This is a genomic window from Paenibacillus algorifonticola (genome assembly GCF_000971975.1).
Classification (GTDB): domain Bacteria; phylum Bacillota; class Bacilli; order Paenibacillales; family Paenibacillaceae; genus Pristimantibacillus; species Pristimantibacillus algorifonticola.
On record NZ_LAQO01000019.1, the window covers coordinates 135,652 to 158,165 of the forward strand.

A 22,514-nucleotide genomic window follows, 5' to 3' on the forward strand; every position below is an offset into this window, starting at 1 on the left:
AGGTTTCTAGTTATAGCTCATCAAAGCAAAAAATGGCGTGCGTAAGACGGTTAGCGGGGAGATCCTCGTGTAACCGTCTTTTTTGTGCAATCAGCAGAGTTTTTCTATTTGTTATTGTTGTAAACGCTTTAAATAAACTTTTATTTTTTATTGTAAACATAACAACAACAAAAATTTAGGTTGACAATGTTTACGCTTTCATACTACTATTGGTTTACGATATACAGGGTTCAACAAAGTTCGACCATTTATCCCGCGCTGAAAAGAGGTCTTGCCATGCTTAATAAAAAACAAAGCCGCTGGAAAATTACGGGGCACGATATTGCTGGCTACGTATTTATCTCTCCTTGGCTAATCGGTTTTCTGCTGCTGACGCTGTGGCCGATTTTACAATCGTTCTACTTGTCTTTCACCGATTATTCGCTGCTGGATTCGCCAACGTGGACCGGAACGGATAATTACGAGAGCATCTTTACGAAAGATCGGCTGTTTATGAAATCGCTAACGGTCACCTTCACCTTCGTTTTACTGGCCGTTCCGATTAAGCTGTTTTTCTCGCTAATGGTTGCGATTTTACTTAACAAGAAGGTAAGAGGGCTTAACTGGTACCGGACGGCGATTTATTTTCCTTCGCTAATCGGCGGCAGCATCGCGGTATCCGCGCTGTGGAGAAACATGTTCGGCCTAGATGGCTACGTCAATCACGTGCTTAGCTGGTTCGGCATTGAAGGCATTGGCTGGATATCCAACCCGGATACGGCGCTTGGCACATTAATCTTGTTGAATGCTTGGCAATTCGGATCAACAATGGTTATTTTTCTAGCAGGCCTCAAACAGATTCCCAAAGACCTTTATGAATCCGCTTCCGTCGATGGAGCGAGCAAGCTGCGCCAGTTTTTCAAAATTACGATTCCTATGCTTTCGCCAGTAATGTTTTTCAACCTTGTGCTAGGCATTATCAATGCCTTCCAAATGTTTACCTCGGCTTTCATCATTACGCAGGGCGGCCCGGCGAACGGGACTTATATGTACGTGCTGTTCCTATACGAGAAGGCATTCAAGCAGTATGAGATGGGTTATGCATCGGCGCTTGCCTGGATATTGCTCGTCATTATCGCGGCCTTTACGGCGATTAATTTCTTAGTATCGAAGTATTGGGTATTCTATGAATCGGATGGGGGGAAAGCCAAATGAGATCAGAAAAATTAGCTGCACTGCGCAGCCATTTGATTTTGCTCCCTTTCTCGCTGCTTATGCTTTATCCGGTTATCTGGTGGGTCGGAGCATCGTTCAAAAGCACGGCTGAGCTTGGGGAGCCGTCGCTATGGCCAACCGTTTTCATGTGGGAAAACTATACGAATGGCTGGAACTTCTCGCCACAGTTTACTTTCGCTACGTTCTTCGCCAACACCTTGATGATGGAAGTGTGGAATGTCATTGGGGGCGTTGCTACAGCAGCGCTCGTCGGCTATGGGTTTGGGCGTCTGAACTTCAAGCTTCGCAATTTCTGGTTTTCGATATTGCTGCTCACGATGATGCTGCCGGCTCAGGTAACCGTCGTGCCACAATATATATTGTTCAACAAGCTAGGGTTCACTGACAGCTACGTTCCGCTTGTCCTCCCGCATTTCTTCGGCGGCGGCGCCTTCTTCGTTTTCCTGGTCGTCCAGTTCGTACGGGGCATTCCGCGCGAGCTTGATGAAGCGGCGCAAATTGATGGTGCATCGGTATACGGCATTTTCTTCCGCATCATTGCTCCGCTCATTAAGCCGGCGCTCGTTACCGTAGGGATTTTCACCTTCCTATGGAGCTGGGATGACTTCTTCTCGCAGCTGCTTTACCTCAGCTCAGTCGAGAAGTTTACGGTTGGCCTTGCGCTGCGGATGTTCATTGACCAATTCGAAGTCCAATGGGGCCAATTGCTTGCGATGTCGCTATTGTCTGTCGTCCCGTCGGCGATTTTGTTCTTCGTCGCCCAGAAGCATTTTGTAGAGGGCATTGCGACAACGGGTATCAAAGGGTAAAGCGTCAAAAGTCTTTTAACAAACGGTTTCACCAACATTTATATAAAAGAGGGAGTGTTCTACGTATGAAAACACAAAGAAAATGGTTGAAATGGCTTCCCGTTACTCTGATTTCGGTTCCCCTCGTTCTTTCCGGCTGTGGCTCTAACAGCGGCGGCAGCGCAGCTACAGCAAGCACTGCGCCAGCGGCTTCGTCTGCTGGAAATGCGGATGCTGCGGCAAAGCTGAAGGTGATGTGGTGGGGCTCGCAGGCAAGACATGATGCAACGCTTAAGGATTTGGAGCTGTATACATCCAAGAACCCGAACGTGACGTTTGCGCCTGAGTATACAGCATGGGACGGTTATTGGGAAAAGCTGCCGACGCTCGCGGCATCGAACACACTGCCAGACGTGCTGCAGATGGATGCGGCTTACATTCAAGGCTATGCGAAACGCGGCCTGCTGGCCGATCTGTCCGATATTGATCTGTCAGGAGTGGTAGATTCGCAGGTTTTGGAAAATATCAAAATTGGCGGCAAGGTGTACGGCGTTCCTCTCAGCTACAACGGACAAGGCATCGTCTACAATAAAGAGGCGCTGGAAGCGGCTGGTGTTAAGCTTCCGGCGAACGACTGGTCGTGGGATGATTTCTTTGCTTATGCGAAAGAAGCGCATGAGAAGCTGCCAGAGGGCCAATACGGCATTGACGACATGACTAACATTTGGGAATTTTATCAGTATTACCAAACATCCCAAGGCAAAGGACCGATCTTCAAAGACGGTACAACGTTTAATCTCGATAAAGATACTTGGATGAAGTTCCAGCAAATTTATGCGGACTTCCGCAAAGACGGCATAGTGCCTGCGGCGGACCAGCAGCTTTCCTTTAAGGAAAACGATCCGCAGCTCGATTCTATGGCTTCAGGCAAAGTTATGCTGAGAACCGCATCTGTCGGCTCGGCAAGCGTTATTGAGTCATTGCTCCCTGGCAAGCTTGGGGTGAACAACATTCCGATCGGCGAAGCCGGCGGTGGCTGGGCTCAATCGACGATTTTCCTGTCTGTGAGCGAAGGCTCGGCGAACAAGGAGCAGGCGAAAGCGTTTATTAAATGGTTCGTTTCCGACAAAGAATCCGGCAAGACGCTCGGTTTGACACGCGGTATTCCAATCAACGAAGAGGTGTTCAAAGAGCTCGAGCCGACACTTGCGTCCGGCGACTTGTTTGCTAAAGAGCTGCTTGAAGCGGCAAAACCGAAAGCATTGCCTTTCTATCCAGCTCCAGCAGGTGCGGAGGACTTCGTAAAAACCTACAAATCCGAGATGGAAGCGGTTATGTTTGGGCAAGCAACGCTTGAAGAGGCTTACCAAACGCTGCTCGATAAAGGGAAAGACGCAGAAGCGAAGCTGAACAAATAAGTATAGCTTAACGAAAATGTAAAAAAGTGCGGCGAAAAAGTCATAGCGCGGAGAGGCCCGGCTGAAAAATCGCAAGCGATTGGAGGCGGGCCTTCTCCGCGCTTTACGTACTCTTTTTCAACTCACATATAGAGATAAATTGGAGGAGGAGAGCCATATGAAAATAACGGATTTTCGATTGCAGCATTTTGAAGTAGGGGAGAAGCCTCCTCTTCAGCTGGCGGCACCTGGACTTGACGACCGTTTTTGGATGACGGCGAAAGTTCCCGGAGATGTACATTCCACACTGATTGAACGGCGCATTATTGAGCATCCCTATTTTGGACATAACGACATCAAATGCCGCTGGATCGAACAGAAGGAGTGGTGGTACCGCGCGCAGTTCGACTATGAGGTGCATGAGGGCCAAGGGGAGCGGCATGAGCTGATTTTTGAAGGCTTGGATACATTTGCGACGATATTCGTCAATGGATTGGAAATAGGGACAGCGGAAAATATGCACCGTATTTATGCTTTTGATGTGACGAAGGTTGTGCGTCCGGGCAAAAATGCCATTGCTGTGCGTTTTGACCCGCTGCATCTGCATCATCAGGACAAGGAGCAATTCCAGTGGTCCTCCTATACGAAGGAACGTCCATGGCTGCGCAAAGCGGCGATGAACTTCGGCTGGGACTGGGGTCCAAGAATGGTCACCGTCGGTATTTGGGGCGGCGTTCGTCTGGAGCGCAGGCGCGCCGCTAAGCTGGGCAGCGTATTTGTCCAAACATTATCGGCTGGCAAGGAAGAAGCGGCACTGAAAGTAGCAGTCGATACGGTTGCTTATCATAAGCAGGCGCAGCTGACTGCTGAAATCAAGCTGTTTACGAGAGAAGGAGAGGTTGTGGCATCCGCAGGACTTTCCGTAAAAGGAGGACGCGAGGCATCGGCAGAGCTGGCAGTAAAGCAGCCACAGCTGTGGTGGTCGCACGACCTTGGGGAGCCGTATTTGTATGAGTTGGAAGTAGAGCTGTTCGCGGATGGCGAGCAGGTAGACAGCTATCGCAAGCCCTGCGGCATTCGGACGATTGAGCTGCAGCTGGAGGATGAAGCCGGAAACCCCGCTTTTGCTTTCCTGCTGAACGGCGTCAAGCTGTTTGCCAAAGGCTCTAACTGGATTCCGGCAGACAGCTTTATTGGAGCGGTGAAGGACAAGCGCTACACCGATCTAATCGAGCTGGCTGTTGATTCCAATATGAATATGCTGCGCATTTGGGCTGGCGGCATATATGAGAAGGATATTTTTTACGAGGAATGCGACCGTCTTGGTGTGCTCGTCTGGCAGGATTTTGCCTTTGCGAACGCGCTATTCCCAGATTTCAACCGTAATTTTATGGAAAATGTGAAGCAGGAAGCAATCGATAATGTGAAGCGTCTGCGCAATCATCCGTCGCTTGCCTTATGGTGCGGCAACAACGAAATTGACTGGCTGTATGACATGAAGTCGGCTGGCGGGGATATTACTTGTCCCTTCTATGGCGAGAGCATCTATCATGAACTGCTGCCGGAAGTGCTGGAGCAGTATGACAGCAGCAGGCCGTATTGGCCCTCGTCGCCTTATGGCGGCAATGATGCCAACGACCCTGACGTCGGAGACCGACATAACTGGCAAGTATGGCACGGCTCGGTGTACCCGCGCAAATTCGGCGAGGCGCCGCTGCTTGATTACAGCATTGAAGGCGTCACGTTCAAAAATTATAAAAAAGATTTTACCCTGTTCAGCAGCGAGTTCGGCATGCACGCCTCTGCGAACCGCTATACGCTGGAGCGCTTTATCCCAGAAGGCGAATTTTATTGGGGCAGCGTAGAGATGGCGCATCGCAACAAGGATACGAACCATCAGAAGGGCATTTTGCTCATGGAAGGCTATACGGGCATTCCGCAAAATATCGAAGAATATATGAACTTCTCCATGCTTACGCAGGCGGAGGGCTTAAAATACGGCATTGAGCATTATAGGCGCAATAAGCACCGCACTAGCGGGTCGCTCGTATGGCAGCATAATGATAGCTGGCCGGGCACGAGCTGGTCGCTGATTGACTATGAGCTGCTGCCGAAAGCTTCTTTTTATTATGCGAAAAAGTTTTACCATCCGCTCCTGCTGTCGCTCGATTATGAGCCAGGACAGCCGCTTCGCGTATGGGCGGTCAATGACCGGCTGGAAGCGTATGAGGGAGAAGTGCTGTTTCAGTGTTATGCGCTCGATGGCAGCTTGTTGTATGAACAGAGCTTTGACGTCAGTCTGCCGCCGAACACGGCGGTACAAATTGGCGAGCTGACGGAGGCAGAAGTGCTAAGCGGTGCTGCGCCGGAGCAGGTCATTGTGAAGCTTTCCGCTCCACAGTGGGACGCACCGGACAATTATTATTATTTGCGCGACCATCTGGAGCTCAGCTTGCCGGAGAGCACCCTTGCTGCAACGTTTAATGAGAAGGAGCAGTCGGTTACAGTAGCCGCTTCGGGCGCAGCAGCGCGTCTGGTAAAAATCGCTGTGTTGCAGGGCAACGTCCGCTTCAGTGACAATTATTTTGATCTGCTGCCGGGTGAATCGGTTACGGTCACCTTGCAGCAAGCAGACGGACAGCCGCTGCGATCTAAGACGCTGGAAGTGTCAGCGCTCAACGCTGGCAAGGCTGAACTTCATTTTAACTAAACTTATATAACGATTTTGGAGGACGCGATGAACGAAGCGAATACGATTTTGTCCGATTGGAGCTTTAGAGGCTGCGGCGAGACGGAGTGGCTGCCCGCAATTGTGCCGGGCAACGTGCATATGGATCTTCTGCAGCATGAGAAAATAGGCCACCCGTTTTACGGTACAAATGAGCATGGACTGCAGTGGATTGATAAGCAGGATTGGGAATACGAGACGACGTTCGGCGTAACGCCGGAAATGCTGGAACAATCGCATCTTGAGCTGGTTTTTACAGGACTTGATACGTATGCGGATGTGTACGTAAATGGCAAGCATATGCTGTCGGCGGATAATATGTTCCGCAGCTGGAAAATCAATGTAAAGCCGGTTTTGCAGCTGGAAGGCAATGTGATAACAGTCAAATTTCGTTCGCCTATTCACGAGGATTTGCCAAAGCTTGAGAAGCTGGGTTACCCGCTTCCGGCGGCGAATGACCAGTCAGAACTTGGCGGACTTGGCGACAAGAAAATCAGTGTTTTTGCCCGCAAAGCTCCGTATCATTATGGCTGGGACTGGGGTCCACGCTTTGTGACGAGCGGGATTTGGAAGGAAGTTAAGCTCGTTGCCTGGTCAGATGTGCGACTGACCGATCTATATATCGAGCAGCAGGAAATAACGTCTGCCCAAGCGAGTCTAAAAATTGTCGTAGAGGTCGAATGCGAGCAGGCTTGGCAAGGGCTGCTGCGGATAAATGCAGACGGCAGGCGCTGGGAGCAGCAGGTTCAGCTGGCAGCGGGCTTGCAGACAGTGGAGCTGGCGGCTACTATTGCGCAGCCGCGCCTTTGGTGGTGCAGAGGTCTCGGCAAGCCGGAGCTGTATCATTTTGAAGCGCAGCTTGTGCAAGCAAAGGATGGAGTCGAGCAGTCCGTTAGCAGCCGCAGAGTAACGACGGGTTTGCGGGCAGTGAGGCTGGTAACCGATCAAGACGAGCAGGGCCATGCTTTTTATATCGAGCTAAACGGCGTTCCGGTGTTCGCCAAAGGCGCTAATCATATTCCGAATGACAGCTTTCTGCCTGACGTGACGTATGAGCGCTACCGTCATGAAATTGCGAGTGCTGCGTTATCGAATATGAATATGCTCCGTATATGGGGTGGCGGCATTTATGAAGCGGATGCGTTTTATGAGCTGTGCGATGAGTATGGCTTGCTCGTCTGGCAGGATTTCATGTTCGCTTGCAGCATGTATCCCGGAGATGAGGCCTTCTTAGAAAATGTTCGTCTGGAGGCGGAGGAAAACGTAAGGCGTCTGCGCAATCATCCATGTATCGCCTTATGGTGCGGCAACAATGAAATCGATACGGCATGGTCGCATTATGATGAAAATATGGGCTGGGGCTGGAAACGCGATTATACGCCGGAGCAGCGAGAGCAGCTGTGGGCCGATTATGAGGCGATTTTCCACCGGATATTGCCGCAGGCGGTCGCGGGGTTTGGCAATGGTATCGCGTACTGGCCTTCATCGCCGATGCGCGGGCTGAGCGGAGACGGGGAGCAGCATGCTTTCAATTTGTCCAAAAGCGGCGATATTCACTACTGGGGCGTCTGGCATAACGTAGAGCCTTTTGAAAAATACAACGTCCATGTCGGCCGATTTATGAGCGAATACGGTTTCCAATCGTTCCCTGAGCTGCAAACGGTGCAGCAGTATGCGGAGGAAGCGGATATGGCGATTGAATCGGAGGTCATGCTGGCGCATCAGAAAAACGCGCGCGGCAACCAACTGATCAAGGAATATATGGATATGTATTTGCGCCAGCCGAAGGATTTTCCGGCGTTTCTGTATTTGAGCCAGGTTTTGCAGGCGGAGGCGATGAAGACGGCGATTGAGGCGCACCGCCGGAAAAAGCCATTTTGCATGGGGTCATTGTATTGGCAAATGAACGATTGCTGGCCTGTCGCATCATGGGCGGGAATGGACTATTACGGGCGCTGGAAGGCGCTGCAATATTATGCGGGGCGCAGCTTCCGCGACATTATGCTGTCCTTTGACGATACCAACGGCAGTCGCGTCGATTGTTATGTATTGTCAGATCAAAATGAGCCTTTCATCGGCGAGCTTACGCTAGAGCTGCGTTCATTCGGCGGCGAGGTGCTGAAGCAGTTTTCCGTTCCGGTATCGCTTCAGCCGAATAAAGGCCACATTGCCTGCTCCTTCGAGCTGAAGGGGCTGCTTTCGGAAGGGATTGAGCCAGGCTCGGTCGTTCTCGCGGCGAAGCTGAAGCATGGTGGACTGCTTGTAGAAGAGAAGGAGCATTATTTCAGGCCGATGAATGAGCTTGAACTTACAGCCCCTGCTATTAAGGTAAGCGAAGTGAAGGACAGTGGTGGTACCGCCTATGTTCTGGAGACGGATACGCTGGCAAAGCAGGTTAGGCTATCTTCATCGATCGAAGGCATTTTCAGTGACAACTATTTCGATCTGCTGCCGAACGAACCACGTACGATAACGTTTTATGCGCGAAATCCGCAAGGGGATCAGGCCTTTATCGCCGCCTCTCCGGGCAAGCTGGCTGTCCATTCGATGACCGATTTTATTTAAGAGGATGGATAGCCGATAGAAAAAAAAGGGAACCTTTCCTGCCGACTGAAACAAGGCGGGGAAGGTTCCTTTGTGTTAAGGTAATCCAAAGTATGCTAAAAAATAGATAGGTAGAATAATGAGCGACTAAGTAAAATAGGTTCCTCGGAAGCGTTGTCATCCGATTCAATTTCTGTCGTCCAATTTTTGAGATGATGAATCGCGTGATCGAACAGGTTGTACACACTGTGATGATCGGCTTGCTCGCTTCGAAGCGAACGTCCTGTAATGGACAAGGTGCCGATAAAGCTGCTGAGCGCGCTGCACCACAGACCCCAATCGTTAGGGCGTTCCACCTCGTCCACAAATGTTTCGCCAAAGCCAATGCCCTTGTCTGTCGTTACCCGCAAGCAGGCGCGACTTCCAGCGGCGTCTACATTGAGCGCTGGAATGACAAACAGCTCAATACGTTTGACCGTAAGCTTCATTGCGTGCTTCGCCTTAGGCGGAGCGTCCGGCGCATGAAGGACAATCATATTCATCTCTCCTCACGTTCGCTTACGGAGTTAGCTGTCGGATTCGGGCCAGAGAGCTGCCCTACCAGTGCGCGAGTGCACCGGATTCACCCCTTGCGATTCAAGCTATCGCTTCAACCACGTTGTTGGTTCCCCCGCTTTTTCAATTGAAAAATTAAGCGATTAATAATAGAGTGCCAGAATTCGGCTAGGGGTATATATTAAACCGTTATTGCTCATTTGTAAACCTTTAGTAGTAAATTAAAAGGTTAGTGCTGCTGCCTCAAGCGGAAACGGGCGCTGTCATCTTTTGGCGGCAGCGCCCGTTTCCCGCAGAAATAGCTGCGGGTTTATAAGAAGGAGCTTATTTGCGGCCTGTCCGCTCAAGTACAAGTTATCGTGAGCTAGTGCATAGGGAAAATCCATCCAACCCATAAAGCAAGAAGTATGAGGGTAAACAGCAGCACAGGAGGAGTGATGACAATCGTTACTTTAACATAATCCATCCAACTGATTTTTACTTTGGCTTTCCGCACGAGATTCATCCAAATGAGAGAGGCTAGCGTGCCTATCGGTAAAATTAGCGAGCCGATATCACTGCCGATGACGCTGGCGAGGTAGGCGATTTTGAGTGTAAGCGAATCGAGGTTCATTTCAGTGAGCGTGGTCGTGCCGATCATGAGCGCGGGATGATTGTTGACAAGCGTAGACATGGAGGAGACGAGTCCTCCGATCAAAATGCTTGCGTTCGTCAGGCTGCCAGTGACGAGTGGCTCGAACACCTGCACGAGTCCTTTCGTCAGGCCGATATTGTACAGGCCATAAATAATGATATACATGGCGAAGGCGAAAATGAGGCGGCAAATAAGCTGAGTCGGACAGAGAAGACGAAAAGCAGAATCGATTTCAAAAAGCGGCTGCATGCGCAAGGTCGGTCAACGAGACGGTTCCGCTCAATAGGACGAGGATGGCGCCGAACGTAGCAGGAATCGCTTCATTCAGCCCTCTGGGACGCCACAAAACGAGCAAAATCGTGAAGAGGAAAGCAAACAGGGAAACGATAATGGAAGGTAGCGAGATCAAATGTTAATCACCTCGAATTCATCGTTAAATTCATAATGGAGCAGGGACGGGTTATTCGTTTGCGGCAGCGGCAGCATGCTGAGCGGCATCTATGCGACTGTTGTCATAACGCTTATTTGTTGCTGTAGTAGATTGCTATAATTCCGCGAAGCGTCCCCGGAAATGCAAAACAACCCCGGCCCAATGACGGACCGAGGTTGCTTCGTTATCATTTTACTTGGATATGGACATAGGCGCTACCCAATCGGATGACCATTGCTGCAATTCGCGAATGACCGGCTCCAGTGCGTGTCCCTTTTCGGTAAGCGAATATTCGATGCGAACTGGAATGTCTGGAAAGACGGCGCGGCTTACAATGCCTTCATTCTCAAGATCCTTGAGCCGCTCAGACAGCAGTCTGCCGCTAATGGGAAGGGCGCCTTGAATGCAGCTGAAACGCTGCGGCCCGGACAGCAGCTGATAAACAATCAAGCCGGTCCATCGTTTGCTTATAATGTCCATTCCTTTGTGCAGTCGCGGACAAAGCCCGGATTTCTCCATGTAGATCACCTCATTATAACTTGCTATTAAGTATAGCTTTAATAATATTTATATACAAGCAAACTTTTTGAATGCACATAACTTGACGTAATGGAATTTCGAATATATAATTAGTTACTAATGGTAAGCGAAAGTTTGTTCCCCTATGATTGTTAATAAGGCAAGGTGCATTTATAGCAGATGAAGCTTAGCCTTTCAACCTATTATATCAAATACAGATGAAGAAGGTGCACACTAATGATTAAACCATCCATTCGTTCTATTATAAATGACAAAATAAAAACAATTGAAGGCGATTCGCACGATATCCATGTTGTCGGACCGATTCAGCTTCCTGTCGAGCTTGACGGCGAGACGAAGATTTTTCAGTGGTACAGCTGGCTGAAGCGGGAGAAAAATAGCATCCAAGGCGACGCGGATCTTTACAACGAGCTGGCGAATGGGCATTATGCGGAGCTTCAGCAATCCAGCGTGCTCGTCTATGGCGATTTTGCCGAAGGCGAAGATGCGCTGATTCGGATGCACAGCATTTGCCATACCGGCGATATTTTTGGCAGCCATCGCTGTGATTGCGGCTTTCAGCTTAAGCAGTCGATGCGAATGATTACCGAGCATGGAACGGGCGCATTATTTTATTTGGCCAATCATGAAGGCCGTGGCATTGGCTTGTTCAGCAAGGCAATGGCTTACCTGCTTCAAGAGGAAGGTTTGGATACGGTTGATGCGAACTTGGAGCTGGGCTTTGCCGAGGACGCTCGCGATTACAGCGAATCCATAGCTATCTTGAAGCTGCTTCGCTCGCAGCCTGTATCGATTATTACGAACAATCCGCGCAAAATGGAGGCGCTTCGTGAAGCTGGTATGCACATTGCCCGCCGTGTTCCGCTTTGGGGTCAAACCTCTGTCTATAACGAGAAATATTTGACAACGAAGGTTGTGAAGTCGGGGCATTATTCGGCCGAGGCCCAGCATGAGGTTAATCAGGTCAAAGCGCTGTAATATCAGGAGATATTTTGAAGATAAGTAAAGGATACGGTTGTGTTTCGAAAAAAAGTTTGCGCGGAGGCCTGCTTCCGCGCTTTTTTGCCGTAACTTCCGCTCTGTTCATGCGTCTATTGGATATTGACGATAATGTGGCATATACTATTAGGGTGAGAGGGCCAGGTGAACATGACGATTGAGGTGAATAACGACGTGCGTAGTCGTAACTATAGATGGAATATTTTTGTTCTTATATTTGCATTATTTATTGCCGGCTGCAGTGGCAACAATAAAAATACAGAGGAACGGCGGGAGAACCATGCTGGTGCACAGGTTTCGCCAGTTGGTCAAGGTGTCCCCCAAGAGAAAGACAATTTGCTGGAGCAATACCGCCAGACGGTGCAAAATGCGAAGGAACCGTTCGAAATTGTTTCGTTCCTGAATGAAAATATGTCGAAAGCGGGTCAGGAGCGGGCGGATACGATGATACGCGAGCTGAATGCGTATTATAACAATGATCTGGAACGTACGCAGGACGCTTTTTTTGAAAAAAATGTGCAGGAGGTGCTGCTCCAGCAGCAATGGCCGATTACGGCTTCCAACGCCGCCGAAATTCAGGATGCCGCTGTGAAGCAGCTCGTTATTACGAAGCTGATGGGCGGCTACAAGCTGATTATGGTGGAGGGCTCCATTTATCCGATCATTGATTTTGAATTGCAAAAGGTTTACAAAAATTATGTATCACAGCAGATGAATGATTATATTTTTCTGCGGGCGGTAGAATCGAATGAGGTATCAGCGAAGGATGCCGGGCTAATCATTACGTGGGATAAGCTGGCGAATCGCGCGGTTTTGTCGGAAACCTACATTAAGACATATCCAAACTCGGCGGAGCGCCCGGAAATCGAGCAGCTTTATTTAAACAGCTACTTATCGATGTATATTTATGGTCTCAACAATACGCCCATATTCGATATGGAAACGTATCGGCTGCTCAGCGAGGTGAAAACGAGCTATCAAAAGCTGGTGAAGGAGCACCCGGAAACGGTAACGGCCAAAATTGTTTCTCAGTTTCTGGACGTGCTGGCGACGACGGATGAGCAAGTTTACAACCGGATCAATGGACAGCAGATGGATATCCCAGCTGTCAAGCAATTTCATGAACGTTTTCAGGCGAAAGCAGAGGAGCTTCTTGGTGGCTAAATGGGCCGATTTAAGGCAGCAGAAATGGGCAAATTTCTTTTGCGTTTCCTAGGCATTTCAAGTATGATGGATGTTAAAGATTAGCGACGTACAGTCAGAAGGAGCCTTTACATGAATTCAAAAACAAGTCATTGTAAAATCGTCGATTGCACTATTCGCGATGGCGGATTAGTAAACAACTGGGATTTCAGCGTAGAGTTTGTCCAGCACTTGTACAAAAGCCTGAACGATGCTGGCGTTGATTATATGGAAATTGGCTATAAAAACTCGCCAAAGCTGCTCAAAGGCGCAGAAAGTGCAGGCCCTTGGCGTTTTCTGGATGACGAGTTTCTCAGAACGGTTATCCCTAATAAAGGAACTACGAAGCTGTCGGCACTTGTTGACGTAGGCCGTGTAGACGAGAACGATATTTTGCCGCGCAGTGAAAGCCTGCTTGATCTGATCCGTGTTGCTTGTTATGCGAAAGATGTGGACAAGGGTCTTGAGCTTGTTAAACTATTCAGTGACCGTGGTTATGAGACGACGCTGAACATTATGGCCTTGTCGAATGTGATGGAAAACCAACTGCTGGAAGCGTTCGAATTGATCAATGACAGCGTCGTTGATGTTGTATACATCGTTGATTCCTACGGCAGCCTGAAGCCGAATGATGTAAGCTACTTGACGGAAAAATTCCGCAAGTATCTTCCGAACAAACGTCTGGGCGCACATATGCACAACAATTTGCAGCTTGCATTCGCAAATACGCTTATTGCTGCTGAAGGCGGCGTTGAGCTGCTTGATTCGTCCGTATATGGCATGGGCCGCGCAGCAGGCAACTGCAACACAGAGCTGCTCGTATCCCAACTGCAAAACCCAAGATACAAAACACGCCCAGTTCTCGATATGATCGAGAAATACATGATTCCGCTTCGTGAGAAGGAAGAGTGGGGCTACATTATTCCTTACATGATTACTGGCATTTTGGACGAGCATCCACGTTCGGCAATGGCGCTTCGCGATTCCGAAGACAAGGATAAAGCAGTTGATTTCTACGATCGTATGACAACGCCAGAATTATCGCATAGCAAATAATAGTTGCCTCACAGCAGCTGAATCATTGAAAAGCCCTGGAAGTCCGTCCATGTTGAAATGGCGGCTGTCCAGGGCTTTTTTATTTGATTTGCGCAGGCTTTAACCCTGCTGCGCAAGCTGCTTGGTCATCGTGACATGAGGCATGCCTTCCTCAAAGAAAATGTCCGAAACCGTGCGATAGCCTAGCTTGCTGTAGAAGCCTTCTGCATGCGTTTGCGCATTCAGCTTGGCAGCGGTAAGTCCTTGGGCCGCGGCTGCTTGCTCGATCGCTTCGACGATGATTTTACCAATGCCCAGCTTGCGGTAGTCTGCCAAAATGCAAATACGCTCCAGCTTGGCAACACCGCCAACTACTCTCAGCCTTCCTGCTCCGACCGGGACTTGACCGCTGAGGGCGAGCAGGTGCTGGGCCGTATCTTCAAATTCATCGTATTCATTCGCAGCAGGCACGCCCTGCTCGTCAACAAAGACGTTACGCCTTACTTCAAATACGGCATCCCGGTCTTCCTGATTTTGAACCAGACGTGTAGTGATAGACATGTTAGATAGTACCTCCTTTTTTCGATAAATAATGGGGATAATCATTTCGGGGGCAATGGCGATCGGAAGCGGGCTTTTTCAAGCAGTGAAGACTCTTTTTCCGGTACTTCCACGATTATTGCTCGTTATTTATAAGACGCAATTCGCCTTCGCCGCGAATCGCCGCTGCATAGTGCTTCTCATTGGGGTGGAAATAAGCAGTACCTTCGAATGTGCGATTGTCCAGTGACGTGACGCGCAGCTCAATTCGAATGTCCTCGCTTTGATTGAACCATTTCAATAAATCAGCATCCGCAATGCCGTTGGCATCGACATACCATAATACAGAGCCGAAGTCTGTCACTAAAAATAAGTCGGCATTCGTGAAAGTAAGCTGGCGAGTCCCCTGCTGATATGTCATTTCAATACTGGTTAACGCTATCGTTTCCATCCGCCTATCCTCCTAAGAAAACGCCGCACATAGTCTGGACGAGCCAGCGCTGCAGCCTGTTAATCATTTTAATGTTGAATATACATTAATGCAACAATCATTGCCCCTGTTTCGTCTAAATGGAAAAGATAGAAGGGGGATTTAAGATGCAGCAGACAAACAAACTCATCTTATTTCGAACAGTGGTCATTATTATGGTTTTAATGCTGGCAGCAGCATGCTCTAGCAGTATGAACAACGGCCCCGATACGAGTCATTCCACGACAACGGGAGATACGGCAACGGGAGATACGGCAACGGAAAGTGCAGAAGGCAGCAACACCAAAGAAGACCGTTCACAAAGCAAAGGAGAAGCCTCGGAGCCTGCTACTGAAAGTGAACGCACAGAAGGTGGAGACAGACGCTATACTTCGCAACAGGCGGAGGTGAAGGCAGGTCAGCTTACAGCTGGTGAATGGGATGATTTGGCCGCATGGCAGCGCTTCGGCAATTTGCTCAATAGCAAAGAGGGAGATGACAATCTCAGCTATTGGTCGTTTCAGGCTTTTAACCGGTTGGAGGTCGTTGTGACATCAGGCGGACGTGCAGTATCCGATGCCATCGTGAAGCTAAGTGACAATCAACGCCAGCTTGTATGGGAAGCGCATACAAATACGGATGGAAAAGCATATCTATTTGCCGGACTCTATAACAAAGGACAAAATGATAAGCAAAGCAATTATAGGGTCGATGTGCAGGCAGGCCAGTACAAAAAGAGCCTAAGCCAGATTAGCTTGCCGGAGCAAGGCACGCTCAAGGTTGATCTGGGAGGCGAAGCTGAGCTCGCCAATCAGGTCGATATTATGTTTGTTGTGGATACGACCGGCTCGATGGAGGATGAGCTGCGATATTTGGAAGCTGAGCTGAAGGATGTAATCGGCAGGGTAGGCCAGCAGCATGGACAACAATTGGATATACGGCTCAGTGCCAACTTTTATAAGGATAAATCTGATGATTATACGGTAAAGTCATTTCCGTTTACGAAGGATGTGGATGAGGTTGTCCGCCAATTAGCAGCGGAAAAGGCAGATGGCGGTGGGGATTATCCAGAAGCGGTTGATGCGGCGCTGCGCGATGCCGTTCATAGCCATGACTGGAGCGAGCAGGCGCGAGCAAGGCTGTTATTCCTCGTATTGGATGCTCCGCCGCACTATAACACTAAAGTGGTTAATGAAATTCAGGAGCTGATCCAAACGGCAGCGGCGGATGGCATTCGTATTATTCCCGTCGCCTCCAGCGGCGTAGATGTACAAACGGAATATTTGCTGCGCTTTATGGCAGTGGCGACGGGAGGGACGTACTTGTTTTTGACGGATGACAGCGGAATAGGCGGCGACCACTTGGAGCCTGCTGCCGGGGAATACGAGGTGAAGCCGCTTAATGATTTGCTCGTTGAAATGATCAATCGGTTCGTTCAGCCTTAATATCGTGCTCATAGTTATAAGCAATTAGAGTGATGGCTGCTCCGGTTTGTTCGGACAGCCGTTGCTCTAATTGTTTTATTTCTGCAAGTGCGTCCTCGTTATGATTCAAATCAGCGATTGTGTAGCTGCTGTTAAACACCATGTAGGCATTCCCTCCTCCTGTGCATAGTTGCTTCTTCATATATAATGCAGTTCCTTCTCTTTCATGATGCACGCTCCTGGGTTAGGTTATGCAACGTTGCGGCCGTGTCTTGCGAATTGTCCTTTGCTGCCTTGTAAGGTAAACTGTTACAAGAGGATAACTGAAGGAAGGGATTTGCAGTATGTTTTTAAGTTTAATTTCCTGGAGCAAGCAGCTTGTACAGCATTCATCCGTCAAAATAACAACTTTGTATGCAGCATTAGCTTTGCTTCTGTTTAGTGCTGCGCTGCTAGTTGGCATCATGCCTGCTGATGCTCATGCAGCACAATCGGTTGAGCTAGCGAGCTTTAATCCGCATGAGCAGGTTGGACATGACCAGATGGAAAATATGGATCACGGCCACGACAGTGGACTAAGTGTAGGAGCAGCCTTATTTTATACAGCAAGAATCGTATATTACACCGCGCTGCTGCTGGCGGCAGGACTGATGTTGTGGTTCAGCGGGATTCGCTTAGGAAGCGATGAGCAGCGCAAACGGATGCAGCAGTGGAGCTTGCCATTGATGCGGGGGCTGCTGCTGGCTTCTATTTTGTATGTATTCTCCAGTGCGCGAAGCTTGATGGAGGGCTACGGAGGCGGAGGGCCGGAATGGGTGAGGCTGTTCACCGAAACGAATACCGGTCAAGCTTGGCTTGCGCTGCTTATATTATCGCTTCTAGGCTTTATCGTTATTAGGGCAAGCGATACTTTGAAGCTCATATGGGCGCTGGTATTGCTCGCTATTGAGAGCTGGAGCGGCCATGTGGCTGCATTGCAGTCGAATATGAATTTGGGCATCGTACTTGATTTCATCCATCTCGCTTGTGCTGCTTTATGGAGCGGGGGATTGATGATTTTACTTGGCCTATGGCTTGCTGATCGGAAGGAAGCGGGGCGCTTTGCAGAGCGCTTCACGACAGCAGCGTGGATCTCCATGGCGCTGCTTGTCATTACGGGTGCGGCGATTACAGGGCTGCTGCTGCCAAGCTTGTCCTATTTATTTTATACAAGCTGGGGTATTTGGCTGCTGGTGAAAATCGCGCTGGTCGCACTCGTCATCGTCACAGGCGCTTTGCTTCGTGCCCGTGTTCGGCGGGGAGAGCTGCCACACGGCTTTATGCTGAAAGTGGATGCAAGTCTAATGCTGGCGATAACGATCATCGTCGGCGTGTTCACTTATATGAGCCCGATACCGGACAATACGCCAGTTCGATTCCATAAGATGGGCGAAACGCGCCATTTTACCGTTAATATAACGCCGAATGAGCCAGGAAATAATCAATTCGAGGTGAAAATATGGCTGCCAGAGCAGCTGGGGGAGCCTTCAAAGGTGAAGCTGGTGCTGCATTCCCGTGAGAAGGAGCAGCTTGCGCCACTTGAGGTGCCACTGGCGATTTTTGAGGATACGTCGTATGAGTCGTTTCCTGGTTTTGTGAGAACGTCATACCATGCAGAGCAAATGGCCATTCCATTCCCCGGGAAATGGACGGTCGAGCTGCAGGTGGTTGATAAGAACGGGGGCAAGCTGGACGAAAGCATCGATTTTGAAAACTATTAATGCAAGCAGGGAGCGGTAGCAAATGTCTTATCGATGGTTGAAATGGTTGATTTTGTGGATTCCGACACTTACAATCGGCCTATGGGAATATGTCCGGCATGCGTTCCTGCTGCCATACATTTCAATGGATTTGGGCAATGTGCTTGCTCCTGTGCTTGTTTTTATAGTTACACTAACGCTGCTGCGCGGTTTGTTTAAGCGTTTGGAGCTGATGCAGGATGCGCTGCAGCGCGAACGGCTATCGAAATCTTCATTTGAGCAGCGCGAGAAGCTGGCGCGCGAGCTGCATGACGGCATTTCGCAGTCGTTGTTCCTGCTTTCCGTGAAGCTGGACAGTTTGGAGCATGCCCATACACCGGAAGGTGTTCGTCAGACGACTGAGCAAATTCGCGGGACAGTCCGGCACGTTTATGAGGACGTTCGCCAGTCCATTGCCAACTTGAAATCATCAACAGCTGCAAGTCCTGCAGAAGGGCCTTGGCTTACGGCGATTCATTCCCTTGCCGAAGAGCTGCGGGCGGCTGGGGGCGGCTATACCGCTGAGGTCAATTGGCAATTGCCCGAGCATGCACTGTCAGATAAAGAGAAGGTTGAGCTGATGGCGATTGTGCGTGAGGCACTGATGAATGTTCGCAAGCATACGCATGAGGCGCATGTGAGCATTGCCTGTTATCCGCTTGAAGGCGGAGCATGGGGCAGCTTTCACTGTATCGTAGCGGATACAGGACGTGGTGCGGACGCCGAGCAGTTAGAGGCGAAAGGCCGCTATGGCATTCGCATGATGCGCGAACGAGCGAAGCAGATGGGCTGGTCGCTCCGTGTAAAGAGCGAGCGGGACCTAGGAACGCGTGTGGAAATAGCGACGGAGCCGTTAAGTGACATTTAGCATGAAGACAGCGAACGCTGGAAGCATAAATTTTAAAGTGGGGAAGAGATCATGATGAGCAGAAAACAGGTGTTCACGGGTTCCCCATGGGAGCCGCTTGTGGGCTACTGCCGCGCGATTCGCGTTGGCAATCGGATTGAGGTCGCAGGAACAACGGCGATGAAAGATGGCGAAGTAGTGGGTAAAGGAGACCCTTACGAGCAAACTCGGTTTGTTCTGCAAACGATCGAGAAAGCTTTGTCTGAACTAGGGGCAAGCATGTCGGATGTCGTTCGGACCCGAATGTTCGTTACTGACATTTCGAAGTGGGAAGAAATTGGCAGAGCACATGGCGAGTTTTTTCACACGATTCAGCCAGCAGCAACGATGGTAGAAGTCAAAGCACTCATTGATCCGCTCCTGCTGGTCGAAATCGAGGCCGAAGCTATTATTCAGCAATAGACGAGTCTAAAGAACAGCTCCTTGCTCATCGTAAAGATGGGGCGGGAGCTGTTTTTATTTGTTCTTTTTTATTGATGAATATATTTTCGGAGGTCTTGTTTAAAAATCAGTGCAAATAAGTTAAAGCGGTTTCAAAGCATATACTTCTGTTGTACCATGTAAGGGATCAAAAATGTGAAGGGCGGGGTTTAAATGCAAGTGAAGCAAGCGCCGAAAGGCGTCTGGCCAGTTATGCTTACACCGTTTACCAAGGATAATGAGGTTGATTATCCGGCTCTGGAACAACTGATTAATTGGTACATAGACAATGGCGTGCATGGATTGTTTGCGGTTTGCTTGTCTAGTGAAATGCTTCATCTTTCTCTTACGGAACGGGTAGCTGTAGCACGCTTCGTACAGGAAAAGACGGCGGGAAGGGTGCCAGTTGTTGCTTCAGGCCATATTTCAGAATCCTTTCAGCAGCAGCTTGAGGAAATTAGGCAAATTTCAGCAACGGGTGTGGATGCATTCGTACTCGTGACGAATCGCCTGGCTGCCGAGGATGAAGATGAAGAAGCTTGGAAAAAGCGTGCGCAAACGATTTTGGAAACGTTCCCTGACGTGACCTTCGGGCTTTATGAATGTCCGATTCCTTATCATCGCCTATTGTCGCCTGAGCTCGTTAAATGGTGCGCAGATACGGGCAGATTCACTTTTATGAAGGAATGCAGCAACAATCTTGAGCAAATTAAGGAGAAAATCAAGGCAGCTGAAGGCACTCCGCTTAACATATTTGTAGCGAACAACCCTCATGTACTCGAAGTGATGCAGCTGGGTGGTGGCGGATATAGCGGCATGCTCGCCAGTTTCCAGCCTGATTTGTATGCTTGGCTGACGGACAACTGGGACAAGCAGCCGGCTAAGGCAGAGTGGCTGCAAAATTATCTCGGGGCATCCTGTCTCTATGAGGGCCGTCATTATCATATTGGCACCCGCTATTATTTGCAGCTCGAAGGGCTGGATATTACGCTGAAAAGCCGCTCGAAAAAAGCATCAGATTTCAAAGTGACACATGAGCGTGAAATCGAGCAGTTCAGGAAATTCAATCAATATGTCAAGCAAACGCTGTTAAGCTAACAGTTGCTTGAAGCAATTGGCGTCATCTTTCAAAGATGGCGCTTTTTGTGAGCCTGTTATGATAAGGAAGAAGATTTTTCTTGTCGAATTGCAAATTAAAGGTGGGATGAAGTTTGAATCAAATAAAAAAAGAGATTTATGTTAAAGTAACCTCGATGAACTATTGGTGGGGAGTTTATGGCTTAGATGATTTGACGGGATGGGAGGATATTATCCTGTATGAGAAGAAAGATGAGCAATATAACAGGCTAGGCAGCACCTGTATTTGCACAAGGGTATATTTAGAATCGGCCGTTAAAGACTTGAAAAAAGATAGATCAGAAAAGGCTTTTGTTGAGAAAATAAACAAGTGTTTATTGGGTAACAGCATCAGCTATCATTATTATTATGACAAGACTGGCGACGAGGATTTTTATGAACTCCCCTTTAACAATCTGCCTCTTAATGAAAAGGGAGTAAAGCCCAGATCATTTGAAATGTGGCATCCTGATGAGCGAATAAACGAAGAAACGATACGTCAATGTGTAGTGGAATTTTGCTCCCGGTTTTTGAATATAGAACCTCTAAGCATTCATTTCTATGAGGCGGTTGCTTTCGAGGAAGCAAGAGCGTCATTCGAGATGGAGCAGGAACGCTGGGGGAGCATGAAAAAGATTGTTTTTTCGGATGGTGCAGTATCGCAATTGGTACAAAAAGCATCCAAGCCGAGAAATAAAATTTTGGCGATGCTGAAAAATAGCTTGAGGTCCAAATAAGGAATAATCCCCTTTAGTAGCTAGCAAAGTAACTTTTTTAGAAGCTCCACGTCTAAATAAATAGAGGTAAAGACAACAGCTATTTTTTGATGACGGAGGTTATGATGTTGAAAAAATTCGCTTTGGGCTTAATGGCAGCGGCATTGCTGGCTCTTCCGGCCTTTTCCGCGCCTGTTTTTGCTGCTGATCGGCCGGTAGAGCTTAACAATGGAAAATTGAAGGACAACCGGATGCTTATTCCGCTACGCGATGTTGCACAAAATATGGGGGCTGCTGTAGAGTGGAACCAGAAGCTCCAGACGATTGAAATCCAAAAAGAAGATATCGAAATGCTGCTCACCATCAACTCTAAAAAGGTGCTTGTCGATCAGGTTGAAACGGAGCTCGATGTGCCGGCACAATTAATCAATAACACGACCTATGTTCCCTTAAGGTTCGTCAGCCAAATACTAGGGGCCAGTGTGGACTGGAATTCATATGGCCAAGCGGCAACGATTGTGCTCGAAGGGAAACAGATTGTTGTATATGTTGAGCCAGTTAAGCTTCTTGCCGCTGAAAAAGCATCCGCAGCCCGCTTGAAGCAGCTGTCCGACAAATTAAACGAAGCAGCCGATGTGTCATCGATTAAGCAGATTCGCACTTATTTCAAGCCTTATTTTACAGACCGTCTCATTAATGTCATCATTCAAAATAAAGGCCTAGAGTATAATTATACGTTTAAAGATCCTGTAACGACTGGCAGCTATAGGACCAAAACAACAGGAAGCTTCCTTCAATCGCTGGACATTGGCCATGATGCCTGGGAGACGGAATACATTATGCGAGACACCAAAATAATCAAGGTGAATGGCGTATGGAAGGCGGATAGCGTGAGCTTTACTAAAGGCAGGATTCCGATTTCGGGAGCCTAAATCAACAATAATCGCAAGGCAGTTATTGCATCGCGCCATGCATTTGCTTATAATGTAAAAGATATTGTATCCATATGAGTTGAAATGCTGAGACGGAGAAAAGTAAGCAGTGCCTTCACACAGGGAGAAGTCGCCATGGATTGAGAGCGTCTTTCGTGAAAATAG

Annotated in this window: 21 protein-coding genes, 1 pseudogene and 1 riboswitch; of the genes and pseudogenes, 15 read left to right on the forward strand and 7 right to left on the reverse strand. The window is 48.8% G+C overall.

Features of this window, described 5'->3' with window-relative positions; all coding sequences use genetic code 11:
* Nucleotides 1–276: 276 nt before the first annotated feature.
* From WH37_RS23490 to WH37_RS23510, 5 genes are all read left to right on the forward strand, one after another.
* Nucleotides 277–1,194, forward strand: coding sequence for a carbohydrate ABC transporter permease (locus tag WH37_RS23490; RefSeq protein ID WP_046233059.1), 918 nt, complete (start codon nt 277–279; stop codon nt 1,192–1,194).
* Nucleotides 1,191–2,024 carry a carbohydrate ABC transporter permease gene (locus WH37_RS23495; protein WP_046233060.1) on the forward strand — a complete coding sequence of 278 codons (834 nt, stop codon included), beginning with the start codon at nt 1,191–1,193 and terminating at the stop codon, nt 2,022–2,024. The genes WH37_RS23490 and WH37_RS23495 overlap by 4 nt, the downstream gene beginning before the upstream one ends.
* 65 nt (nt 2,025–2,089) lie before the next feature.
* Nucleotides 2,090–3,421, forward strand: coding sequence for an ABC transporter substrate-binding protein (locus tag WH37_RS23500; protein ID WP_046233061.1), 1,332 nt, complete (start codon nt 2,090–2,092; stop codon nt 3,419–3,421).
* 157 nt (nt 3,422–3,578) lie between these two features.
* Nucleotides 3,579–6,110, forward strand: a complete 2,532-nt coding sequence (locus WH37_RS23505) for a beta-mannosidase (protein WP_046233062.1) — start codon at nt 3,579–3,581, stop codon at nt 6,108–6,110.
* A 27-nt stretch (nt 6,111–6,137) separates the two neighbouring features.
* Complete coding sequence (locus WH37_RS23510) at nt 6,138–8,693, forward strand: beta-mannosidase (RefSeq protein ID WP_046233063.1); 2,556 nt, start codon at nt 6,138–6,140, stop codon at nt 8,691–8,693.
* A gap of 95 nt (nt 8,694–8,788) precedes the next feature.
* Here WH37_RS23510 and WH37_RS23515 read toward each other — a convergent pair whose 3' ends face one another.
* The 4 genes and pseudogenes from WH37_RS23515 to WH37_RS23525 all read right to left on the reverse strand — a co-directional run bounded on the left by WH37_RS23515 (nt 8,789) and on the right by WH37_RS23525 (nt 10,810).
* Nucleotides 8,789–9,208 carry a hypothetical protein gene (locus WH37_RS23515; RefSeq protein ID WP_046233064.1) on the reverse strand — a complete coding sequence of 140 codons (420 nt, stop codon included), beginning with the start codon at nt 9,206–9,208 and terminating at the stop codon, nt 8,789–8,791.
* 4 nt (nt 9,209–9,212) lie between these two features.
* Nucleotides 9,213–9,379: riboswitch (cyclic di-AMP (ydaO/yuaA leader) on the reverse strand.
* A 212-nt stretch (nt 9,380–9,591) separates the two neighbouring features.
* Nucleotides 9,592–10,044, reverse strand: a pseudogene (locus tag WH37_RS23520) (ArsB/NhaD family transporter); the annotation flags it as partial.
* 49 nt (nt 10,045–10,093) lie between these two features.
* On the reverse strand, nt 10,094–10,270 hold the full coding sequence (locus WH37_RS35700; protein ID WP_143088595.1) for an ArsB/NhaD family transporter: 177 nt from the start codon (nt 10,268–10,270) through the stop codon (nt 10,094–10,096).
* A 213-nt stretch (nt 10,271–10,483) separates the two neighbouring features.
* Nucleotides 10,484–10,810 carry a winged helix-turn-helix transcriptional regulator gene (locus WH37_RS23525; RefSeq protein ID WP_046233065.1) on the reverse strand — a complete coding sequence of 109 codons (327 nt, stop codon included), beginning with the start codon at nt 10,808–10,810 and terminating at the stop codon, nt 10,484–10,486.
* Nucleotides 10,811–11,047: 237 nt separating this feature from the next.
* Here WH37_RS23525 and WH37_RS23530 point away from each other — a divergent pair, with 237 nt between their 5' ends.
* The 3 genes from WH37_RS23530 to WH37_RS23540 all read left to right on the forward strand — a co-directional run bounded on the left by WH37_RS23530 (nt 11,048) and on the right by WH37_RS23540 (nt 14,068).
* Nucleotides 11,048–11,809, forward strand: coding sequence for a GTP cyclohydrolase II (locus WH37_RS23530; RefSeq protein WP_046233066.1), 762 nt, complete (start codon nt 11,048–11,050; stop codon nt 11,807–11,809).
* Nucleotides 11,810–11,974: 165 nt separating this feature from the next.
* Entirely contained in the window at nt 11,975–12,994 is a 1,020-nt protein-coding gene (locus WH37_RS23535) for a hypothetical protein (RefSeq protein WP_143088596.1), read from the forward strand.
* 111 nt (nt 12,995–13,105) lie between these two features.
* Entirely contained in the window at nt 13,106–14,068 is a 963-nt protein-coding gene (locus tag WH37_RS23540) for an aldolase catalytic domain-containing protein (protein ID WP_046233068.1), read from the forward strand.
* 99 nt (nt 14,069–14,167) lie between these two features.
* Here WH37_RS23540 and WH37_RS23545 read toward each other — a convergent pair whose 3' ends face one another.
* Both WH37_RS23545 and WH37_RS23550 read right to left on the reverse strand, forming a co-directional pair.
* Nucleotides 14,168–14,608 (reverse strand): GNAT family N-acetyltransferase, encoded by a 441-nt coding sequence (locus tag WH37_RS23545; RefSeq protein WP_046233069.1) that lies wholly within the window; start codon nt 14,606–14,608, stop codon nt 14,168–14,170.
* A gap of 115 nt (nt 14,609–14,723) precedes the next feature.
* On the reverse strand, nt 14,724–15,038 hold the full coding sequence (locus WH37_RS23550) for a hypothetical protein (RefSeq protein WP_046233070.1): 315 nt from the start codon (nt 15,036–15,038) through the stop codon (nt 14,724–14,726).
* Nucleotides 15,039–15,184: 146 nt separating this feature from the next.
* On the opposite strand from WH37_RS23550, the gene WH37_RS23555 reads away from it, so the two are divergent.
* The gene (locus WH37_RS23555) at nt 15,185–16,501 is read left to right on the forward strand and encodes a vWA domain-containing protein (protein WP_052737164.1); all 1,317 of its coding nucleotides are present in this window, start codon (nt 15,185–15,187) and stop codon (nt 16,499–16,501) included.
* Here WH37_RS23555 and WH37_RS35705 read toward each other — a convergent pair.
* Entirely contained in the window at nt 16,479–16,682 is a 204-nt protein-coding gene (locus WH37_RS35705) for a hypothetical protein (RefSeq protein WP_143088597.1), read from the reverse strand. The two genes, WH37_RS23555 and WH37_RS35705, sit on opposite strands and share 23 nt — an antisense overlap.
* Nucleotides 16,683–16,824: 142 nt before the next feature.
* On the opposite strand from WH37_RS35705, the gene WH37_RS23560 reads away from it, so the two are divergent.
* The 6 genes from WH37_RS23560 (at nt 16,825) to WH37_RS23585 (ending at nt 22,349) form a co-directional block, all read left to right on the forward strand.
* Nucleotides 16,825–18,240, forward strand: a complete 1,416-nt coding sequence (locus WH37_RS23560; protein WP_052737165.1) for a copper resistance D family protein — start codon at nt 16,825–16,827, stop codon at nt 18,238–18,240.
* A gap of 22 nt (nt 18,241–18,262) precedes the next feature.
* A complete protein-coding gene (locus WH37_RS23565) occupies nt 18,263–19,126 on the forward strand; it encodes a sensor histidine kinase (protein WP_046233071.1) in 864 nt (287 codons plus the stop codon).
* 54 nt (nt 19,127–19,180) lie between these two features.
* Nucleotides 19,181–19,567, forward strand: coding sequence for a RidA family protein (locus WH37_RS23570; protein ID WP_082110972.1), 387 nt, complete (start codon nt 19,181–19,183; stop codon nt 19,565–19,567).
* Between the two features lie 192 nt (nt 19,568–19,759).
* Nucleotides 19,760–20,683, forward strand: a complete 924-nt coding sequence (locus tag WH37_RS23575) for a dihydrodipicolinate synthase family protein (protein ID WP_046233073.1) — start codon at nt 19,760–19,762, stop codon at nt 20,681–20,683.
* A 113-nt stretch (nt 20,684–20,796) separates the two neighbouring features.
* Nucleotides 20,797–21,438 (forward strand): hypothetical protein, encoded by a 642-nt coding sequence (locus WH37_RS23580; protein WP_046233074.1) that lies wholly within the window; start codon nt 20,797–20,799, stop codon nt 21,436–21,438.
* Nucleotides 21,439–21,539: 101 nt separating this feature from the next.
* Nucleotides 21,540–22,349 (forward strand): copper amine oxidase N-terminal domain-containing protein, encoded by an 810-nt coding sequence (locus tag WH37_RS23585; RefSeq protein ID WP_197091394.1) that lies wholly within the window; start codon nt 21,540–21,542, stop codon nt 22,347–22,349.
* Nucleotides 22,350–22,514: the final 165 nt, after the last annotated feature.